The 20,021-nt window shown below is 39.4% G+C and carries 18 protein-coding genes; 6 read left to right on the top strand and 12 right to left on the bottom strand.

What is annotated here, in order from left to right:
- Positions 1-108: 108 nt before the first annotated feature.
- Positions 109-981, top strand: coding sequence for a hypothetical protein (locus tag ACYH0O_RS09030; RefSeq protein WP_482632008.1), 873 nt, complete (start codon positions 109-111; stop codon positions 979-981).
- 65 nt (positions 982-1,046) lie between these two features.
- On the opposite strand, the gene nhaC is transcribed toward ACYH0O_RS09030, so the two are convergent.
- The 3 genes from nhaC to ACYH0O_RS09015 form a co-directional block, all read right to left on the bottom strand.
- A complete protein-coding gene (gene nhaC, locus ACYH0O_RS09025) occupies positions 1,047-2,453 on the bottom strand; it encodes a Na+/H+ antiporter NhaC (protein ID WP_482632007.1) in 1,407 nt (468 codons plus the stop codon).
- Positions 2,454-3,311: 858 nt separating this feature from the next.
- On the bottom strand, positions 3,312-4,880 hold the full coding sequence (locus ACYH0O_RS09020) for a peptide chain release factor 3 (RefSeq protein ID WP_482632006.1): 1,569 nt from the start codon (positions 4,878-4,880) through the stop codon (positions 3,312-3,314).
- 179 nt (positions 4,881-5,059) lie between these two features.
- On the bottom strand, positions 5,060-5,293 hold the full coding sequence (locus ACYH0O_RS09015; RefSeq protein ID WP_482632005.1) for a YueH family protein: 234 nt from the start codon (positions 5,291-5,293) through the stop codon (positions 5,060-5,062).
- Between the two features lie 172 nt (positions 5,294-5,465).
- On the opposite strand from ACYH0O_RS09015, the gene ACYH0O_RS09010 reads away from it, so the two are divergent.
- Complete coding sequence (locus ACYH0O_RS09010) at positions 5,466-6,683, top strand: NupC/NupG family nucleoside CNT transporter (RefSeq protein WP_482632004.1); 1,218 nt, start codon at positions 5,466-5,468, stop codon at positions 6,681-6,683.
- A 50-nt stretch (positions 6,684-6,733) separates the two neighbouring features.
- On the opposite strand, the gene ACYH0O_RS09005 is transcribed toward ACYH0O_RS09010, so the two are convergent.
- From ACYH0O_RS09005 to ACYH0O_RS08990, 4 genes are all read right to left on the bottom strand, one after another.
- Positions 6,734-7,714 carry a GGDEF domain-containing protein gene (locus tag ACYH0O_RS09005; protein WP_482632003.1) on the bottom strand — a complete coding sequence of 327 codons (981 nt, stop codon included), beginning with the start codon at positions 7,712-7,714 and terminating at the stop codon, positions 6,734-6,736.
- Positions 7,715-7,905: 191 nt separating this feature from the next.
- Entirely contained in the window at positions 7,906-9,381 is a 1,476-nt protein-coding gene (locus tag ACYH0O_RS09000) for a UDP-N-acetylmuramoyl-L-alanyl-D-glutamate--2,6-diaminopimelate ligase (protein WP_482632002.1), read from the bottom strand.
- A 187-nt stretch (positions 9,382-9,568) separates the two neighbouring features.
- Positions 9,569-10,624, bottom strand: coding sequence for a M42 family metallopeptidase (locus tag ACYH0O_RS08995; RefSeq protein ID WP_482632001.1), 1,056 nt, complete (start codon positions 10,622-10,624; stop codon positions 9,569-9,571).
- Between the two features lie 57 nt (positions 10,625-10,681).
- A complete protein-coding gene (locus tag ACYH0O_RS08990) occupies positions 10,682-10,933 on the bottom strand; it encodes a hypothetical protein (protein ID WP_482632000.1) in 252 nt (83 codons plus the stop codon).
- A gap of 117 nt (positions 10,934-11,050) precedes the next feature.
- Between ACYH0O_RS08990 and ACYH0O_RS08985 the strand changes: the two genes are divergently transcribed.
- On the top strand, positions 11,051-12,445 hold the full coding sequence (locus ACYH0O_RS08985) for a peptide MFS transporter (protein ID WP_149155287.1): 1,395 nt from the start codon (positions 11,051-11,053) through the stop codon (positions 12,443-12,445).
- Between the two features lie 42 nt (positions 12,446-12,487).
- Here the strand turns inward: ACYH0O_RS08985 and ACYH0O_RS08980 are convergent, their stop codons facing one another.
- Complete coding sequence (locus tag ACYH0O_RS08980; protein ID WP_482631999.1) at positions 12,488-13,300, bottom strand: YihY/virulence factor BrkB family protein; 813 nt, start codon at positions 13,298-13,300, stop codon at positions 12,488-12,490.
- 172 nt (positions 13,301-13,472) lie between these two features.
- A complete protein-coding gene (locus ACYH0O_RS08975) occupies positions 13,473-13,895 on the bottom strand; it encodes a GNAT family N-acetyltransferase (protein WP_482631998.1) in 423 nt (140 codons plus the stop codon).
- Between the two features lie 270 nt (positions 13,896-14,165).
- Between ACYH0O_RS08975 and kynA the strand changes: the two genes are divergently transcribed.
- From kynA to ACYH0O_RS08960, 3 genes are all read left to right on the top strand, one after another.
- Entirely contained in the window at positions 14,166-15,005 is an 840-nt protein-coding gene (gene kynA / locus ACYH0O_RS08970; protein WP_482631997.1) for a tryptophan 2,3-dioxygenase, read from the top strand.
- Between the two features lie 246 nt (positions 15,006-15,251).
- Entirely contained in the window at positions 15,252-15,452 is a 201-nt protein-coding gene (locus ACYH0O_RS08965; protein WP_034763568.1) for a cold-shock protein, read from the top strand.
- A 106-nt stretch (positions 15,453-15,558) separates the two neighbouring features.
- Positions 15,559-16,002, top strand: coding sequence for an SACOL1771 family peroxiredoxin (locus tag ACYH0O_RS08960; protein WP_482631996.1), 444 nt, complete (start codon positions 15,559-15,561; stop codon positions 16,000-16,002).
- Between the two features lie 43 nt (positions 16,003-16,045).
- On the opposite strand, the gene ACYH0O_RS08955 is transcribed toward ACYH0O_RS08960, so the two are convergent.
- The 3 genes from ACYH0O_RS08955 to ACYH0O_RS08945 form a co-directional block, all read right to left on the bottom strand.
- On the bottom strand, positions 16,046-16,348 hold the full coding sequence (locus ACYH0O_RS08955; protein WP_482632530.1) for a DUF3243 family protein: 303 nt from the start codon (positions 16,346-16,348) through the stop codon (positions 16,046-16,048).
- 234 nt (positions 16,349-16,582) lie between these two features.
- Positions 16,583-17,620 (bottom strand): ribonucleotide-diphosphate reductase subunit beta, encoded by a 1,038-nt coding sequence (locus ACYH0O_RS08950; RefSeq protein ID WP_149155397.1) that lies wholly within the window; start codon positions 17,618-17,620, stop codon positions 16,583-16,585.
- A gap of 19 nt (positions 17,621-17,639) precedes the next feature.
- Entirely contained in the window at positions 17,640-19,889 is a 2,250-nt protein-coding gene (locus ACYH0O_RS08945) for a ribonucleoside-diphosphate reductase subunit alpha (RefSeq protein ID WP_482631995.1), read from the bottom strand.
- Positions 19,890-20,021: the final 132 nt, after the last annotated feature.

Genomic DNA, 20,021 nt, shown 5'->3' with positions numbered 1-20,021 from the left:
ATATTAAAGCTTATACAAGAGAAAAGTTTCACAAATTATTCACCTTGATAAATAAATACACCTAATCTGTAAACACTATTTTTATAATGAAACGTTAGGAGCATTAGTATGGCGAATTGGGTTCCATTTGTATCCCTTAGTCTTATCAGCATTATCCTGTTGGTAATAATTGTCGTTAAGAACCGTCATATGTCTGCTCGGATTTTATTATTTTGGCTTTTCATTTCCGGTTTAGCTTATGTATTTGAATATATCATCTTTGTTTTATTTAACAGCTATACGTATCATCCCCAAATATTATCGAATAATTACAATGACAGCGTGTTAGGGTCGATTAGTTCCCAGGCGTTTTCAGTGCCAATTGCGATCACGTATATTGTTGTATATCATTTAAAAGCAACCAGGATTGCCTTGATCGTTGGTTTATTCTTTCTCATTGAAACATGGTTCACCTATTCAAGTTTGTACGAACACCATTGGTGGCAATCGTATTACACATCATTTTTCTTAATCATTGCTATCATACTGTCTAAAGCGTGGTGGAAGCTGTTTGAAAATGATCCTAATCACTATGTACTATTCATTACCTTGTTTTTTGCTCTGTCGACCGTCTCTCTATCCTGTGCCTGGATTCTTTCATCCCTTTTGGAACTATATATCATCCCATTGCATCATTTCTCTAATCCTACACGGGACTTGATTGCGGGAAATGCGGTGTACATTTGGTTTACCACCTATCTTTATACATTGGTGATCTTCTTTAGATATAAGGATAAGCAATATGCACTGTTGACCATCCTTTTCCTGTTAACCATAGAAGTATTCATGTTCCAAGAAGGTGTGTTGCTACTAAAGAAATCAATCATGATGATGGTTCTTCCCCTTTTTCATTTTTCAGTGATTGCAATTGGGGGATATTATTACAATCATCATTTCCCAAATTATGTTGAAATCACACGAAAAGGACTGCACTCTGGATAATTCATCTTTAGAAAAAATCCGATGAATGACCAGTACAGTCCTATTTATTTCTTCTTTATAAAATGTTAGTTTGATGCAATTGGATTCGTTTCGGTATGTTCTTTTTCTATGGTCCAGCCGGTAAATCCATAAAGAATCGTTATGACGGGAGAAATGAGACAAAAGATTGCAAACGGTAAATACTCTACCGTGGCAACACCTAATACATCAGTTAAGAATATACCACATACACTCCATGGCACTAACGGGTTAATGACCGTTCCAGCATCTTCTAACGTACGTGATAAGTTCTTGGGATGTAACCCAAGCTTCTTATATTGGGATTGAAATGCTTCTCCCGTTAATAGGATGGACAGATACTGCTCCCCTACAACCAGGTTTATACCGATGGCCGATAGAGCCGTTGAAAGAATCGTCCTTCTTCCTGATTGAAGGATCGTTGAAATTTTATTAAGTAAGACAGGTATAATACCAAGCTTAAATAATAATCCACCAAGGCTTAGAGAAAGGATGACAAGGGAAATCGTAAACATCATGCTGTTTACCCCTCCTCTTGTTAAAAGGGAGTCAATGGATTCCACACCCGTTTTTGACTCGTACCCTGAAAATAAAACCTGGAACAGTTCATTCAGCTTCAAAGATCCATGTAAAAACGAAAGGCCCATTGAGACAACTATATTGATCGCAAGTGTTAGTAGTGCAGGGGTCTTATATACGATGAGTGCAATTAGTAATAATACAGGAAGGAGACTGTACCAATGAACCAGACCTGTTTGATCCAAGCCATCCTGTAACGATTTCAGCTGGGTTAAATTCACATCACTTGTTTCCGGTGATAAAAACCCAAAAACGATGAGTGTAATAATGAATGCAGGGACAGTTGTCCAGGCCATATTACGAATATGAGTAAATAAATCTACCTTCACAATAGAAGAAGCAAGGTTCGTTGTATCTGATAATGGCGACATCTTATCTCCAAAAAAAGCTCCTGAAACAATCGCGCCTGCTGTGATACTCATGGACAGTCCCATCGCCTCACCGATTCCGATAAGCGCCACCCCTATGGTTGCCGCCGTCGTCAATGAACTTCCAATCACGATTCCGCTCAAGGAAGTAAGCAAAAAGGCAATCGCATAAAAATAATTGGGTGATACAAATTCAAATCCATAAAACATCAAAGTGGGAATGGTTCCACTGAGTAGCCAACTGCTCACAAGAAGACCAATGAAGAAAAAGAGTAAAATAGCTCCTAAGCCACCTTGTGCCCCAACAATCATCCCTTGTTCAATCTCTTTGAATTTCACTTTACGACTTAGCCCATACACCATCAAAAAGAAGAGCGATAGGATAATGGGAATATGAGGGACTGATTCGAGCCCAATAATACTGCCACTGATAATCCCCAGTACAGCGAGCAATATCACTGATGCTTCTATAACATTTGGTTTGTTTACGCTTTGGATGTTTAACATAGTAACACTTCCTTCTCTAAGTTGAAATTGATGAATTGGAATAGAAAGAACAACAAAAAGAACTCTCCATCCCGAATAGGGACGAAGAGTTCTCCGCGTTACCACCCTAATTGGAATGAACCTATTGTCATACATTACCACTATTCATTACTAACTACTACTCATGAATAGTTGACAATTGGTTTATTCCCACTTCATAAAGGTTTGTCCCTGGATAAATCCTCATTTAATTAGAGGATTTATAAGCAATGTAATTCAGAAATAAAGGACCTAAGCTTTCACCTGCCGCCTAGTCTCTGATTGCTGTCTTCCTATTTCCTACTGCGTTGCTCAAGACAAATATATTTAATTCATTCGCTAAGAGATCGCAAGGGGGATCAGCCTCTTTCGCTCTTAAACGCTTTTAAGCACTAAAGTATTTATAGTAGTATTTTATCATCGTATCGAAATATGTCAATGATTTTCATTAAAAAAAATGACCTCTTTTGCAAGAAGAGAGGTCATTTCAGCTATACAAATAGGGATTTCGCAAATGGTTCTTTTGCCTCATGAGCCGGTTTTCAGATGAAGTAACCTTGTGCACAATCAACACCGATTTTTTTACAGAATAGCAATTCTTCTTTCCTCTCCATTCCACATGCGATGTTCATTTTTAACTCTCCTCCCTTTATTATGAAAATCTTAGTTATATGCATATAACTAAGATTTTCCTCCTGGATAATGCTACTAATATACTTTTATTTTGGGATAAATTCACTTGATAATGGGGGAAAATCAATCGGCACCAGTTGCCCCCTTCCAATCCGATTACAAAAAAACACCCCGCCAAGTCTAATTCTTGAGGGGTGTTCACAACTTTTACATCAAACTATATAGTCGAATGTCCGGATTTTTATCATTGAACCATCTCATAGCAAAATCATTTTCAAACAAAAAGACCAGGTTGTCATGACGGTCTTTCACCAGCATGCTTCGAGAGCTTGACATTGTTTCCTTAACATCTTCTTCATTTTCAATCCATCTAGCTATTTTTGATCCAATCGGTTCCATTTTCACATCAACGTTGTATTCATTTTTCATTCTGTGCTCGAATACTTCAAACTGAAGCTGCCCGACTGCACCTAGGATAATATCTTCGGTGCGGGTCTTATAGTATTGGATGGCACCTTCTTGAACAAGTTGAAGAATCCCTTTTTGAAAATGCTTTTGTTTCATTACGTTCTTAGCTGTAACACGAACAAAAAGTTCCGGTGTAAATTGAGGGAGCTTTTCATATTGGAAGCTTTGCTTTCCTTGAACAAGCGTATCACCGATTTGATACGTACCCGTGTCATAAACCCCGATGATATCCCCACTCACTGCTTCGTTTACAGTGCTTCGATCGTCTGCAAGAAATTGTGTAGATTGAGCAAGCTTAATCGATTTACCTGTGCGGGAAAGATTAACCGTCATGCCTCTCTCGAATTGTCCTGAACAGATGCGGACAAATGCAATCCGGTCACGGTGAGCGGGATTCATATTAGCTTGAATCTTGAACACGAAACCAGAAAACTCCTCTGCCGTCGGCTCGATTTCTCCAGCGTCGGAATTCCTTGGCTGAGGAGAAGGTGCGAATTGTAAATACGTTTCAAGAAACGTCTGAACACCGAAATTCGTTAATGCACTTCCGAAGAAAACGGGAGAAAGCTCTCCATTCGCTATTCGCTCACGTGAAAACTGGTTTCCCGCTTCGTTCAGAAGCAACACATCTTCAAGGGTCTGATCATATAAATTGCTTTCCTTCAAGGGATGTTCTCCCTCGATTTCACCTTCTTCGTTTAAAGGAATAAAACGATCTTCATCCTCCACGCGGAATTGCTCTATTCGATTATGGAAGCGATCATAGATACCTAAGAATTCTTTCCCCATTCCTATCGGCCAATTCATCGGATAAGATTGAATTCCAAGTACTTCTTCAAGCTCTTCCAACAACTCCAATGGCTCACGGCCTTGACGGTCGAGCTTATTAATGAATGTGAAGATCGGTATGCCTCTCATTCGGCAAACTTTGAAAAGCTTTAAGGTTTGTGCTTCAATCCCTTTGGCTGAATCGATGATCATGACCGCACTATCAACAGCCATCAACGTTCTATAAGTATCTTCAGAAAAGTCCTGGTGGCCAGGTGTATCCAGGATATTCACCCGATAATCATCATAGTCGAAAGCCATCACAGAAGAAGTGACCGAAATCCCTCTCTGCTTCTCAATTTCCATCCAGTCAGATGTCGCGAACTTTCCTGATTTCTTACCTTTTACAGTACCAGCTGCCCGAATCGCCCCTCCAAAGAGAAGAAGTTGCTCAGTTAATGTTGTTTTCCCGGCATCCGGGTGGGAAATAATAGCGAAAGTCCGTCTTGACTGAACTTCCTGTATAAAGTCTATTTTCATTCATAAAATCCTTTCTCGGCATTCTCACTTTCTCATCATATTCGTTCTAAAGTGACAATGCAACAAAGAATCAACACCTTAGTAAATCAGGCATGTTTCACACATCATTTCTTATAGGTATGAATTTGCATTTTCACTATCTCGCTTTACAGTATTGACCAAAATGACTTTAAGGACACTTACATTTCACTTGTCCATTGAACAATTCGGGAACTTAATGTTTCTGCTGTTTCTTTTGAAACCCTTCCTTGTAATGACTCCAGTAATTTTGTTTGTATATTATCTTCACCATAGGTAAAAGAATAAGACCATCGAATATCCGGGACTGAAATCAATATGAACTCATCTTTCTTGTTTTCATAGATATATACTTTTTGTTCCAAGCCTTCCAAAAATTTTTTTCTGATCTTCAAAATGTGTATCCCCTTTCATGAAAACGCTTTATTGGCGCATACTAATGACGATGTTGTCCGTACAACTTTACGAAAATCATGTAATTGTAGGTTGTCAGACGTCTGAAAGAATTGTAAAATAAAAAACCGAAAGCATCAAGTTACAAACTTAAATTTCGAAGAGGTGAAAGAAGTGCAATATTTATGGGGTATCATGGGTATCATTGTCGTTCTGGGAATTGCTTTTGCATTTTCTACGAACAAAAAGCGTATTAATTTCAGAACCGTCCTTGGTGGACTAGCTATACAGTTATTTTTCGCTTTTATCGTGTTGGAAACTTCTTGGGGTCAGAATTCTCTTAAAGGATTGACTCAAGTTGTAAACGCTATTATCAATTATTCAAATGAAGGGATCACCTTCCTTTTCGGTGGTCTTTATACGGAAGAATCCAATATAGCGTTTATTTTTGCATTTAATGTCCTTCCTGTCGTTATTTTCTTTTCCGCTTTAATTTCAGTCCTTTACTACCTTAAAATCATGCAATTTTTCATCAAAATTTTAGGTGGCGGACTGGCTAAGCTGTTAGGAACAAGAAAGGCAGAGTCACTTTCTGCAGCAGCTAATATTTTCGTCGGACAAACTGAGGCTCCGTTAGTAGTAAGACCTTATCTATCTAAAATGACTGAATCGGAACTTTTCGCAGTCATGACAGGTGGACTGGCTTCCGTTGCCGGTTCCGTATTAGTCGGGTATTCCCTATTAGGGGTTCCTTTGGAATATTTACTGGCAGCAAGCTTCATGGCAGCTCCTGCAGGACTAGTATTGGCAAAGTTATTTGTACCTGAGACGGATAGTACGCCTGAACCAAAAGAACTTGATATGGAAGCGGATTCTGATTCGGCAAATGTGATCGATGCAGCGGCTAAAGGTGCCAGCGTCGGGCTTCAATTAGCTTTAAATATCGGTGCAATGCTACTGGCATTCATTGCACTTGTAGCAATGATCAATGGATTGCTTGGCTTAGTCGGTGGCTGGTTCGGTATGGACGCCCTTTCACTTGAGCTTATACTTGGTTATGCCTTTGCTCCACTTGCTTTCGCTATCGGTGTTCCTTGGAGTGAGGCAGTCATCGCCGGAAACTTCATTGGACAAAAGCTTGTCATCAACGAATTCGTTGCTTATTCCGCATTTGCTCCTGAAATCGGGAACTTATCGGATAAAGCGGTAGCCATCATCTCCTTCGCTCTTTGTGGATTTGCGAACCTTTCTTCATTAGGTATTTTACTTGGTGGACTTGGTAACCTTGCCCCTGACCGAAGAGGAGATATCGCTCGCTTAGGATTAAAAGCCGTCATTGCCGGTGCTCTCGCTTCGTTACTAAGTGCCGCAATTGCTGGTATGTTCGTATAATATATAATCATAAAAGAAGCTGTCCTAAAGGAGGACAGCTTCTTTTCATTCTAGACTGCTGATGGAATGAAAAGCTCACCATTAGCAAGACAGGTCCTTCCCTTCCCGGCTTTCTTAGCTACATAAAGCCTTTGATCGGCAAGTGCGATTAGTTTTTCCGGGTCTTCGGCTTCCGTTGTTTCAGCCTGACCGAAACTCATGGAAATCGATATAGGTGCTAAGGTCTCCAATAGGCTGTATAATTCCTTTAAAAACTGATGAATAACATCGTCATCCATATGTGGCAATAAGATGACAAATTCTTCTCCTCCATATCGAAATGCCTGTCCATTATAGGTCTCCGAGAGAGTACGAAAGACTTCTCCAACCTTTCGAATCACATCATCCCCGGTTAAATGCCCGAATTCATCATTCACTTTCTTAAAATCATCGATGTCACCAAGGAGTACGGTGAAAGATTCATTCGCATCCAATTTCCGTCTAAACTTTTCCTGAAATGATAGCTGATTGAATAAGCCAGATAAATAATCTCTATGGGCGAGATGATGATAGGCTTCCTTTTGCGCATAATGGGCTCGTTCCCTCAGCATAATCAGAGCACCGAAAAGGCCAATGATCCAAAGGAAAAACATATTAAAAGAAAGAGTGAAATAATGTTGGAATTCCGTTAAGTTGACTGTCACGATTCCCATCAAAAGGTATGCAAGACTAAATACTGCAAGAGAAATGAGGGCCCCTTTGCTTCTCCAATAAATGGTTGCATGCATGACAAACAAAATTGAAATCGGATAAAGCGGACTATGTATCCCTTCTGATAAAAACATCAGCCAGATTAATGCCAGAAAATCGAACATAATCCCCGCTTTTAAAATGAGTTGGAGACTTCTCTTATCATCCCGGGCACGGACAAGTGCAATTTGAGTCACAAGCATATAGATGAACCCGGATACTAATAAATAGGGAAAGACCGCTTTATTGGTAGTGATATTATCTGAAAAGGGTGGTACGTAAAATATGAGTGTAGCGATCACTAAAAACAGCCACCTCAAAGTAGAAAACAACTTCTCTGTTTCGTAATCATTCAAGTACAACGAAAATCTCATAAACTTCATTCTCGCATCATTTAATATAGTTTAAATTTACCAAAGACTGTGAAATTCGTCTATCACATATCAAAAAACAGACCAACATCTGTCATATTGGTCTGTTGCTCAGGAGAAGATTATTCAGTTCCACCGTACTTCAACTTGCTCTCTTCGATCGCAATATTTTTGTCACTATGAGGATATTTCGTATTTTCGATGATCTGATAATCCTCATGGCCTTTACCGGCAAAGATGATAATATCCCCAGGTTCACTTACTTCCACTGCATGCTTAACCGCTTCTGCTCGATCTCCAATCAAAGCATATTGTTCATGCTGCATTCCTTTTTCAAGATCTTTTAGAATGCTATCGTATTCTTCATACCGCGGGTCGTCTGTTGTTAAGATGACATAGTCTGCTAATGATGCTTTTTCTGCCATGGTCGGACGTTTTGTCTTATCACGGTTCCCTCCTGTACCAACGAGGAAAATGATTTTGTTTTCTTTAAACGGCAGGACGGATTGAATGGCATTTTCAATTGCATCCGGCGTATGTGCATAATCGATGTAAACGGATAGAGGTGCTTTCATTTCAACCTTCTCCATTCTTCCGCTTACAGGTGGGAGATCGCGAACAATTTCCACTAGTCTGGATACTTCCATCCCTTTCGCATACAAACATGCCATGGCAGTCAGTACATTGTATACATTGAACTTCCCTAATAACTTCATTTCTACCTCAAAGCTTCCTTGGGGAGATACAAGCGTAAACTTCGTTAAATCATTAAAATATTCAACATTTTCTGCTTTAAAGTCTGCTTGCCCTTCAAGTCCATAGCTAATCACTTCATGAGGAGTCATATAGCTATAGCGCTCATACCATTCGTCATCTGCATTAAGAACAGCGTACTTTGGATTTTGAAGGTCCTGACCTAATTGAGAAAACAATAATCCTTTGGCATAGCCATAGTGTTCCATCGTTCCGTGATAATCCAAATGATCATGACTTAAGTTGGTGAAAGCCACTACATCAAAGTCGATGCCCCAAAGCCTCCCCAATGCAAGTCCGTGTGAAGATACTTCAAGGGTGAAATTCTGAATATCGCGATTTATCGCTCTTTGTAGCATCTGCTGGTTCGTTAAGTTGTCACAAGTCGTGTTTTCACTCGGAAGTAACTCTCCATTTAAATTAAAGCCGATTGTACCGGATAATGCAGAACTCCGATCGTCTTTTTTCAGGATGGAGTGGATCAGGTTACTCACAGTAGTCTTTCCGTTGGTTCCCGTTACGCCGAAAACCGTTAACTTCCGGGAAGGATAATCATAATACTTATTGGATAATTGAGCCAAGGCTTTAAATGAGTCTTTGACTACGATTAATGCGGCTTTATTTAAATCAATGTCTAATTGTTTTTCTGAAACGATCAGGGTGGCTCCTTTTTCAACGGCCATCTGTGCATAATCATGTCCATCCACTGTGTAGCCTCTTGTACATACAAACATGCTGCCTTCTGTCACTTTTCTGGAATCGACATGAACTTCGTTTATTTCTGAAGGCAGTTCACCGTAAATGGTTTTTAATTTAATGCTGTCTAATAATTTATATGTAATCATTTGCTTACCTCTTTTGTATTAATATTGTATCTATTTTATCTTATCATCTTCGCTTTGATAAGAGAAATACCTCCTAAAATCAAAACAAACTTTTCTCACACAAATGTCACCATACCCCCATTCACAATGACTAAAACAAAAAAGTCTTTGATCACACCCATAGTAAGGGTGACCAAAGACTTCACATTTACTTCTCAACCATCTTTGATTGAACATAGTGCCAAAGTAATTTTTCCGTATTGAGAATCGAGGATTCATGCGTTCGCTCATATGCATGAGAAGCATCGATTCCTGCCCCGATCAGTCCATGAACGATATCAAAGCCTGCACGGATTGCGGCTGATGCATCGGACCCATAGTAAGGATAAATATCGACTTTATATTCGATTCCGTTTTCTTCAGCTAATGAGACTAAGTGTTTACGCAATTCATAATGATAGGGTCCACTCGAGTCCTTCGCACAAATAGAAACGGTGTATTCATCCGTCGATTGTCCATCACCGATTGCTCCCATATCCACCGCCAGGTATTCAATGGTTTCGTCAGGAATATTAGAATTCCCCCCGTATCCGATTTCTTCATTATTGGATATTAAGAAGTGGGTCGTATAAGGAAGAGTGATTCCCTCTGATTTGATTTGGTGAATCAAGCGTAGAAGCATACCAACACTTGCCTTATCATCTAAGTGGCGGGACTTAATAAACCCGCTTTCTGTAATTTCAGCACGCGGATCAAAGGAAACAAAGTCACCAACCTCTATGCCAAGTTCCCTTACTTCCTTTGCATTTTGGACTTTTTCGTCAATGCGGACTTCTATATTTGTTTCGTCCCTTTTCGCCTCACCCGCATTTTTGTATACATGGACGGATGTTTGATGCATGAGGATGGTTCCACTGTAGGTTCTGCCTGAAGAAGTTTCAATCTGACAATACTCCCCTTCGACTGCATTCCATCTGAATCCACCTATCATGGACAAACGCAAACGTCCATCTCCCTTGATTTCCTTGACCATGGCGCCAAGGGCGTCCACATGGGCCGTCAGCATACGATGCCTTCTTGTATCTTCGCCAGGCAGCGTAATGATCAGTGCACCTTTTCTGTTTCTTTTCATTTCTACATTAAGGTCTGAAAGATAGTCCTCAACAAAATTCATTATCTTATTCGTGTTTCCTGAAGGACTTGGAATTTCAACAAGCTCCTTAATTATTTCAAGTGTTTTCTTCGTATCTGGATATGTATTCAATTGACTCCCTCCCTTATCGTATTATACCGTCAATTGGAAGCTTACTACAAATGTTGTTTACCGAATATTCCATCTAATACGCTTAGATTTTTTAATCGCTTCTCTTTCAAAGCTCTTTCTTTTCTCTTTTTGAAACGGATGAAGATAGCCACAGTTCTCACAGCAGTAAAAGGCAATATTTCCTCTAACCTTTTGTCCATGAGGCAAAATCGTAAGCCCATTATCATATTCTTCTCTCAAGAATATTTCACTTTCCGTCAAATCTGGGTGACCGCAATATAAACAACCATTAAACCCCATATTTTCCACCGTCCCTTTTTGTACATGCCTATGAAGGGAACGGGGATACTATGAATGGATTCGTAGGAAGTTTACTGTAGCCCCCTAATCATTACCCATAAAAATCATCTAAGAAACAGGAGTGATATAGTGAACTCATCAACACTGGACAATTTACCTCAAGGAAAGAAACATCCGAAAGGGTTATATCTATTATTCTTCACAGAATTATGGGAACGGTATAGCTACTATGGAATGAGGGCTCTTCTCGTCCTCTATCTAACAACTGCATTTGTAAGCGGAGGATTAGGTGTGGACCCTGCCAAGGCTTTATCCATCTATGGAATTTATACAGGAAGTGTATATTTCACCCCAATATTCGGAGGCTGGATGACAGACCGCTATATAGGGTTGAGAAGAGCGATTACCATTGGGGGCATCACAATGGCATGCGGAGATTTTTTAATCTTCCTTACCCATTCCCAAACTGGGCTGTATGCAGGATTAGCCCTACTAGTGATCGGAAATGGTTTCTTCAAGCCGAATATTTCAACTCTGGTTGGTGAGCTCTATCCTCGACATGATAAACGAAAGGATGCAGCCTTTACAATTTTTTATATGGGGATTAACCTGGGAGCATTATTCGCACCGCTTATTGCAGGGTTTCTCGCAGAGGATTTATTTCTCAAAACACTTGCGGATGGTACGATGCACTATGGATTTAAATGGGCTTTCCTTGCATCCTCCATCGGAATGGTTACTGGACAAATCATCTTTAGCACATTAAATAATAAGTATCTCGGAAATGTTGGACTAAAGCCCAATAAAGCGTTGGCGGAAGAAGCGAACGAGAACCAAAATGTTCCTCTGACAAAGAAAGAAAAGCAGCGGACAACAGCCATTCTAATCCTAGCTTGCTTTGTCGTTTTCTTCTGGGCGGGCTTTGAACAGGCAGGAAGCTCGTTCACTCTATACACGAAACATTTCATCGATCGAGAAGTGTTCGGCTACACTATACCTGTCGCCTGGTTCCAATCTGTTAACCCCTTGTTCATTGTGATTCTGGCACCTATTCTATCAAGTGTCTGGTTAAAGCTTTCAAGATCAAATCGAGGGGATCTGAACATGACGACAAAAATGGGAATAGGAATGATTCTCCTCGGACTCGGATTTATGATCCTCATTCCGGCAGTCATGCAAACCGGTTCTGATGAACAGAATATCACCATAAAGGCAAACTTACTGTTTATCGTCTTTACTTACCTTCTGCACACTCTTGGAGAACTCTTTTTATCGCCTGTCGGTTTGTCTCTGGTCAGTAAAGTAGCACCTGTTAAAATCGCATCCTTGCTGATGGGTGTTTGGATGGCAGCCATAGGGGTGGCGAGCCTTCTTGCCGGACAATTGGCTTCCCTGACAGCCACACTGGGATATTTGGAAATTTTCGCTGTCATCGGTGCCACCGCCATTATCCTTGGTTTCGTCTTAATTGCCATTTCGAAAAAACTTGTCTTAATGATGAGAGAAGAAAATCAAACGTAAAAGAAATTAAAAGCCGCTGGGCAATCAAGCCAGGCGGCTTTCCTATTTTACTTTCTTCTCAGCTACACTTCCGTTCAATAATCCACCGATCAATAAAATCGTGGAGGAAATGTAAAACCATACAACTAACGTAATGACACTGCCCAGCTGACCATAAAACTGGGAATAGTCATTCAATTTAACATAGGTACCATATAACCAGGAAACCCCTTGCCAGCCAAAGGTGGCGACTAGTGCACCGGGTATGACATGAAGGAACGAAATTCTTTTACTTGGAACAACCATATAAAGAAACAGGAATAGTATGAACATAAAGATCGAACTTAAACCCCATTTTCCTATAACCCATGCTTGACTCCATTCTCCGTTAATCTTCCCTTCTGCGAACCTTGCATGACGGATATATTCCTCTACCACTGGTACGATAAGAGAAAATGAAATAAGGAACATAAAACCGACTGTCAATAATAGATCATATAATAACGCAACCAGAAAGGGTTTCTTCCTCTCGATTTTATACGCTTTATTCAATGATCTCACCATGGATTGGACAGCCATAGAAGAAAGCCAGAAGGTAAAGAAGATGGAAATGGACAACACATCTCCACGTTGGTCATACAAAATACGATCTATATTATTTTGAATGATGGCGTACGATTTATCAGGTGCAAAAGGCTTAATCAGAAGCAATACATTGGTTTCCGAAATAGGCAGATAGCTAATCAACGAAAAGACAAAAATTAAAAAAGGAAAGATGGATAATAACAAATAATACGCCAACTGTGCAGAATGATCGAAGAAACGTTCCTTAAAAAATCGAACTGCCACATTCTTAGAATGATGTAAGATATTCATGGGTTTAAACTCCTAAATAGGAAATGATATTCTTATTTTCCCCTTTCATGCACAATTCAATCATTTTTGAACAGCTTTGCATTATCATTTATCCTTTCTTCATTTTCCCTGTCAATATTTCATATGCGTAAAGAAATACAAAGAGTATCCGGATTAGTCCCCAATCCTAACCTCATTCTCCACCCCTTTTTCTCCACTCATCCTTTAATAATCCAAAAAGCAGAGAGTCTCTCCACCCATTTTTCATTTTCAAGTCATGACGGATTCTTCCTTCTAACGTCATACCGTAATCAGGATGAAGAATATACCCAATCTCTCCAGCTTGATGAACGAAGCTTTTGATTATTATTTCTCCTGCACCAATCACACGACCGGTTTTCTCATCAACCATGGCATGAACATACCTTGTTTGTGGAACTATCTTTTCAGCTTTCAGAGCTTCTTCCACATATATTAATGTTTCCATCTCTGAATTCGGACCCCATAGTTGATACTGAGACACATTTTCTTGAGACGCATAGAGATGAATATCCTTCCAATCTTCTTTCTTTAACCTACGTATATATAAATGAGTAGAAATGTAAATATTCCTCACACCATTCACCCCACTTGCATTTTAAATTGTTCTAATATTAACATAACTTTCTATATTAGAAATAATTTCTTTAGATAAAATAGGTACTTTTGTCTGAATGGATGACGCTATTGAACTAATAAACAAAGTAATTCAAAAAACAGCAATCAATATTCATGAAAATACCGAAATTAATAAAGGATTTCTCCCCCTCATTCAAGAAATCAATATATAGAAAGAAAATTTCTTGCATCACTGTTTGAAACAGACGAAAGGAAAGGGAGAATCGATATGGTAAACGACAAGGAAACAATGGGGAATGAAGATGTATACACCGACTTTATTAATAAAATGACCTATGGAGAATATCTTGGTCTGGATACATTACTTGATAGTCAGAAACGATTATCCGGACACCATGATGAAATGTTATTCATTATCATTCATCAAGTAAGTGAGTTATGGATGAAATTGATTCTGCATGAAATCAAAGCTAGTATCACTTCCATTCAAAAAGGTGAACTTTCCCCTGCATTTAAAATGTTGGCACGTGTTTCAAAGATTCAATCACAAATCATTCATGCCTGGGATGTGCTATCCACACTTACACCATCAGAATATGTTCAATTCAGGGACAGCCTTGGGCAAGCATCAGGATTTCAATCCTACCAATATAGAATGATCGAATTTGCCCTTGGATACAAAACGAAACATGTATTGGAGATTTATAAGAAGGATCCTGAGTTATTAGCCCAGCTTAAAGAGGCATACGAGGCCCCTTCCCTATATGATGTTTCTATCCTTGCCCTATCAAAAGCAGGCTTACCCATTCATGAAGATGTACTTCTTCGGGATTATAAGAATCCTTACACGGAAGATCAGACTGTATTGGATGCATGGACAGAAGTTTATAAGCATCCCGATCAGTATTGGGATTTATACGAATTAGCAGAAAAATTGATCGATATTGAGGATTGGCTTCAACAATGGCGTTTCAGACATATGAAAACCGTGGAACGTATCATCGGTCATAAAATGGGGACTGGAGGATCAAGCGGCGTAGGCTATCTAAAAAAGGTTCTGGACCATCGGTTCTTCCCTGAGCTGTGGAATGTCCGAACGAACCTCTAAATCCTTTACATTATGTACTTTTTGAAAGGCACATATTATTCATGTGAAATTCACACATTTTTCTGCCTATTTTTAATTCCTTCATTCATAAGTGTTGCCTTTTAAATGGTTACCTGATATTATGTAAGAGAATTATTTTTGTTCGGAATGGAAGGATAGACAAAGTTTTTAAAGCTTTTCGCCTTGAAGTTACGTGAGCAAGAATAGTAATACAATTGTGTGGAGAACACACGAGGAGGTAACATTATGTTAGAAGGTACAGTTAAATGGTTTAACGCAGAAAAAGGTTTCGGATTCATCGAGCGCGAAGGTGGAGACGACGTGTTCGTACACTTCTCAGCTATTCAAGGCGAAGGATTCAAAACTTTAGAAGAAGGTCAAAAAGTTTCTTTTGAAATCGTTCAAGGAAACCGTGGCGACCAAGCTGCTAACGTTACTAAAGCATAATTCAAGCTAATTCGAAAGACTCTACTCTGTAGGGTCTTTTTTCTTTGCCATCACATTAAATAGTGGCTACAATATCCTTACCATGCTTATTAGGAGGTTTATTTATATGGCTAGACACTCATTTCATATATCTACTGATTGGCCGGGGTTGCGAAATGATACAGGTACTTTAAGCTCGGAAAATTTTCATACGAAAATATCCATTCCAACTGAAATGGAAGGTCCTGGAATAGGGACAAACCCTGATGAAATGCTTCTTGGAGCAGCAGCAACTTGTTATATCATCACTCTGGCAGCGATGCTTGAACGAAGTCATATTGAGAAAACGGTCTTATCGATGACATCTGAAGGAATTGTGGAAGTTCAAAAAGGGATCATTACATACAAAGAAATCATTCACCGCCCTGTGCTGACATTAGGTCCCTCCACTTCTGAAAAAGACATAACCCTTACGAAGAAATTGTTGATGAAAGCAGAGCAGTCTTGCATGATCACCCGTGCCATCAAAGGGAATGTGACGGTAAAGGTAGACCCGGAAATACATATGTAAAAAAAGCATAAGTTAAGGGCATCCATTCAGATGCCCAAATTTTTTATGATTCAGCTTGAACAAACTTCACTAACATATGGGCAAGCATATGCTGCTCTTCCTTGTTTCCTGCTTTCCATAATTCATATAATAACTTTTCTTCTCTATTCTTCGGCTCCTCATGAGCCGCAAGATAATCCCCAACCTTCTGGGCTGCCTTTGCCTGCTGCTCTTCATTCATCCCTAACTTATCCGCCAAGGAAACTTTATTACCTAAGTATTGTTTAAAATGATCAAAGTTAGATAATATATCCTCTTTTTTGTCCTGGGACAGATTATCTAATGTTTTGTCCACCTTAGACTCCATTTTTTCTTCTGTAGAATGATTTGCCATGTAAAACCTCTCCTCTCATTCAATCTAGTATGTATATTCCCACCACTGGGAGAGATAAACATGTATTTTCATATTATTGGGAATGTCACCAGCCCAACTCTCTCAACTATGTTTATAAGAAAATGGTACCGAAAAATAGATTGGATAAAGATTTATTGAGAAATAATAAGGCAAAAAGCGAGTCGTGATGACTCGCTTTTCTTATTTTTACAGTTCATCAAACCCATTAGCATCCGATGTCTTCGTATATTGCCTAGATTTTTGTTCAAAGAAATCGGTCTTCCCTCTATCCACTTCTTGATAGGCGATGATCCATTTTAATGGATTGGTCTTATATCCTTTGAATGGTTCTTCAAACCCCAGCTGTTTGGCTCTTTTATTTGCCATAAATTTAATATAATCTTCAAGGTCGCTCATTAAAAGCCCTTCAATGTGAGATCCGATGATATCCCTTCCCCACTCTATTTCCAGGAGAGCTGCCTGTTTGAAAGCTTCTTGTCCGAAGTCACGCAGCTCCTCCGTTTGATAAGCCGGATTCTCGTTAAGGACTTCTTTATATATTTTTTCAAATAAGCCGACATGAAGCTGTTCATCCCGATTGATATAATTAATCATCGTCGATGTCGCCACCATCTTTTGATTTCTGGCCAGATTGTAGAAGAAGGCAAAACCGGAGTAAAAGAACAAACCTTCAAGAATGACATCATAGATGATTGACTTTAATAGATTCTCAATGGTGGGGGATTCTACAAATCCTTTATAGCCATTCGTTATAAATTCGTTCCGCTTCTTCAATATTGGATCATTCTTCCAGAAATCAAACACTTCATCCTGCTTCTTTTTGGACACGATACTCGATAAAACGTAACTGTACGAGTGGTTATGGACAACTTCTTGCTGTGCCAAAATGATCATCAATGCATTCAGGCTGGAATCCGTGAGATAGTCTGCCACTTTACCGGCGTAATCTGTCTGCACACTATCAAGGAGAGCCAGTAAACCGATGATTTTCAAAAAGGACTCCTGCTCCTTTGATGAAAGAGTAGGGAACTGCTTGATATCCTTTGCCATATTGATCTCAAAAGGAGTCCAGAAATTCCCCAGCATTCTCTTATACTTTGGATAGGCCCATGAGAACCTGACATCATCCCAGTTTAAAATATTCGAACTCTGTCCATTTACAATTCCAGTAGATTTATTTGGTGCCTCAGAATCTATTAAGATTCGCTGCTTTAATCCATTCACGTTATCATCTTCCTCCCAGTTAGCTATGGCAGCTTTCACATTCTTCAAAATTTGAAACAGATGTCGATCTCACATAGTAAGTCGTTTTCAATCCTGACTTCCATGCATCTATATGAAGAGATAATAGTTCTATCGCCTTGATATCATTCCGCACATACAAGTTAAACGATATTCCTTGATCTATATGACGTTGTCTTTTCTCATTCTGTTTAATACTCCAGTGCTGATCTACGTTATAAGCCGTTTTGTAATACCAGGTCGTCTTAGGTGATAAATCAGGTGCTGTAACAGGAATCTTATAATCTTTCTTTTCTTCCGAGTACTCTAATCTGAACAAAGGATCGATACTTGCTGTAGAGCCTGCTATGATCGAAGTGGACGAATTGGGCGCAACGGCCATTAAATATCCGTTTCGAATTCCTTTCGAAGAAACATCATCCCTGAGTGAATCCCACCTCGGTCCAGAATATCCTTTCTTCGAAAAATACTCTCCAGTCGACCAGTCGGAACCGCTGTAATATGGATAGGAACCTTTTTCTTTCGCTAATTCATGACTTGCTTTTATCGTGTAATAAGCAACATCTTCGTATAGTGAATCACAATAATCAACTGCTTCATCGCTCTCCCATTTCAAGCCTTTTAATGCAAGGAGGTGATGCCAGCCAAAGGTTCCTAATCCAATCCCTCTATAGCGCCTGTTTGTCAGTTGGGCTTGCAGGACTGGAAGTTTATTAATATCTATGACATTATCAAGTAATCTCACTCCTATGGACACGACTCTCTCCAACTCATCATCCATGATTGTCTTAGCTAAAGAAACAGATGCCAGATTACAGACGACATAATCCCCCGGAGATTTATAGGTAATGATTTTCCCGTCCTTGATAACCTCTTCTTCCATGACGGTCGCACTCATATTCTGGGCGATTTCCGTACATAAATTACTGCAGTAGATCATCCCCTTATGCTGATTGGCATTTAGCCGATTGACTGTATCACGGTAAAACATATATGGCGTTCCCGTTTCGAGCTGGGAAATCATGATCCGCTTGAAAATTTCAATTGCTGGAACCTTTTCCCTGGAAAGATCAGGACATTCTACACACTCCCAATACTTTTCCCTGAACGAACCTTCTCCCTCATACTCATCATAGTAATCTTCCAGGGAATACCCCATTACCATTTTCACTTCATGAGGATCAAATAAATACCAATCCCCTCTATTTTCCACTTGTTCCATAAATAAATCCGGTAAGCTTACTCCAGTGAAAAGATCATGAGTACGCTGCCTTTCGTCTCCATTATTTAATCGTGTATCAAGAAAAGGAAATATATCCTTATGCCATACATCTAAATAAACAGCGATCGCTCCTTGACGTTGTCCTAATTGATCAACGGATACGGCTGTGTTATTTAATTGCTTCATCCATGGAATAACACCAGAACTTACTCCCTTGAAGCCTTTGATATTACTTCCTCTGCTACGGACCTTCCCCATATAAATACCGAGACCTCCACCATTTTTACTTAATGTGGAAACATCTGTATTACTGTCATAAATACTTCTTAAATCATCTGCTACCGTATCAATAAAACAACTAGATAACTGACCATGGCTTTTGCCGGCGTTGGCAAACGTAGGAGTTGCAACCGTCATATACAAATTAGACAAGGCCCAGTAAGCTTCTTCAATAAGCGCCAGCCGCTTATCACTGGGTTCGTTCTTAAATAGTGTCATGGCGATGATCAGCAATCTCTCCTGAGGTAATTCAAGGATTTCACCATCATGGGACTTAGTTAAATACCGCTCTGTTAATGTGACAATCCCTATGTACGTAAACAGATGGTCTTTAGATGAATCCATGATCTTCCCCAAAGCGTCAATTTCTTCTTTGCTATATGCTTCCAATAGTGCGGGTGTATATAGTTTCCTATCAGTCAAGCCTTGAATTAATTCATAAAAGGAACTGTACAACTCGCTTTCTTCCACTCTCCTTGAATAAGCGATGGTACGATAAAGTTTCATTAAATATAATTCTGCAGCCACATACGTCCAATCAGGTTCATGGGCAGAGATCCGTTCTACTGCCGTGAGGATCATGAAATGATAAAGTTTATCTTTACTCAATTCAGATTGACCGTCTGCATACTTATAAGTCTTTTCGTCGAACTCTTTAAAATGAAGTTGTGGAAAGCGATTGTGGAGATTTGTAAGAATTGCATTTACTTCCATAGTTATCGGCTGTTCCTGTGATACGATTGACATCATAATTCCTCCCAATTTATACAGTGTGGGAAGGATACAAAAAAAGCCCATCCTTCTAAACGGATGGGTTTTATGTACGAAAGATATGTGAACAGACTATTGGTCCTATTCCAATCCTCGCTTTATCCTCCCAAT

The sequence above is a fragment of the Rossellomorea sp. H136 genome (genome assembly GCF_056838065.1).
Note: the sequence above shows the minus strand (reverse complement) of the source record. Positions and strands in the feature narration are given on the sequence as shown.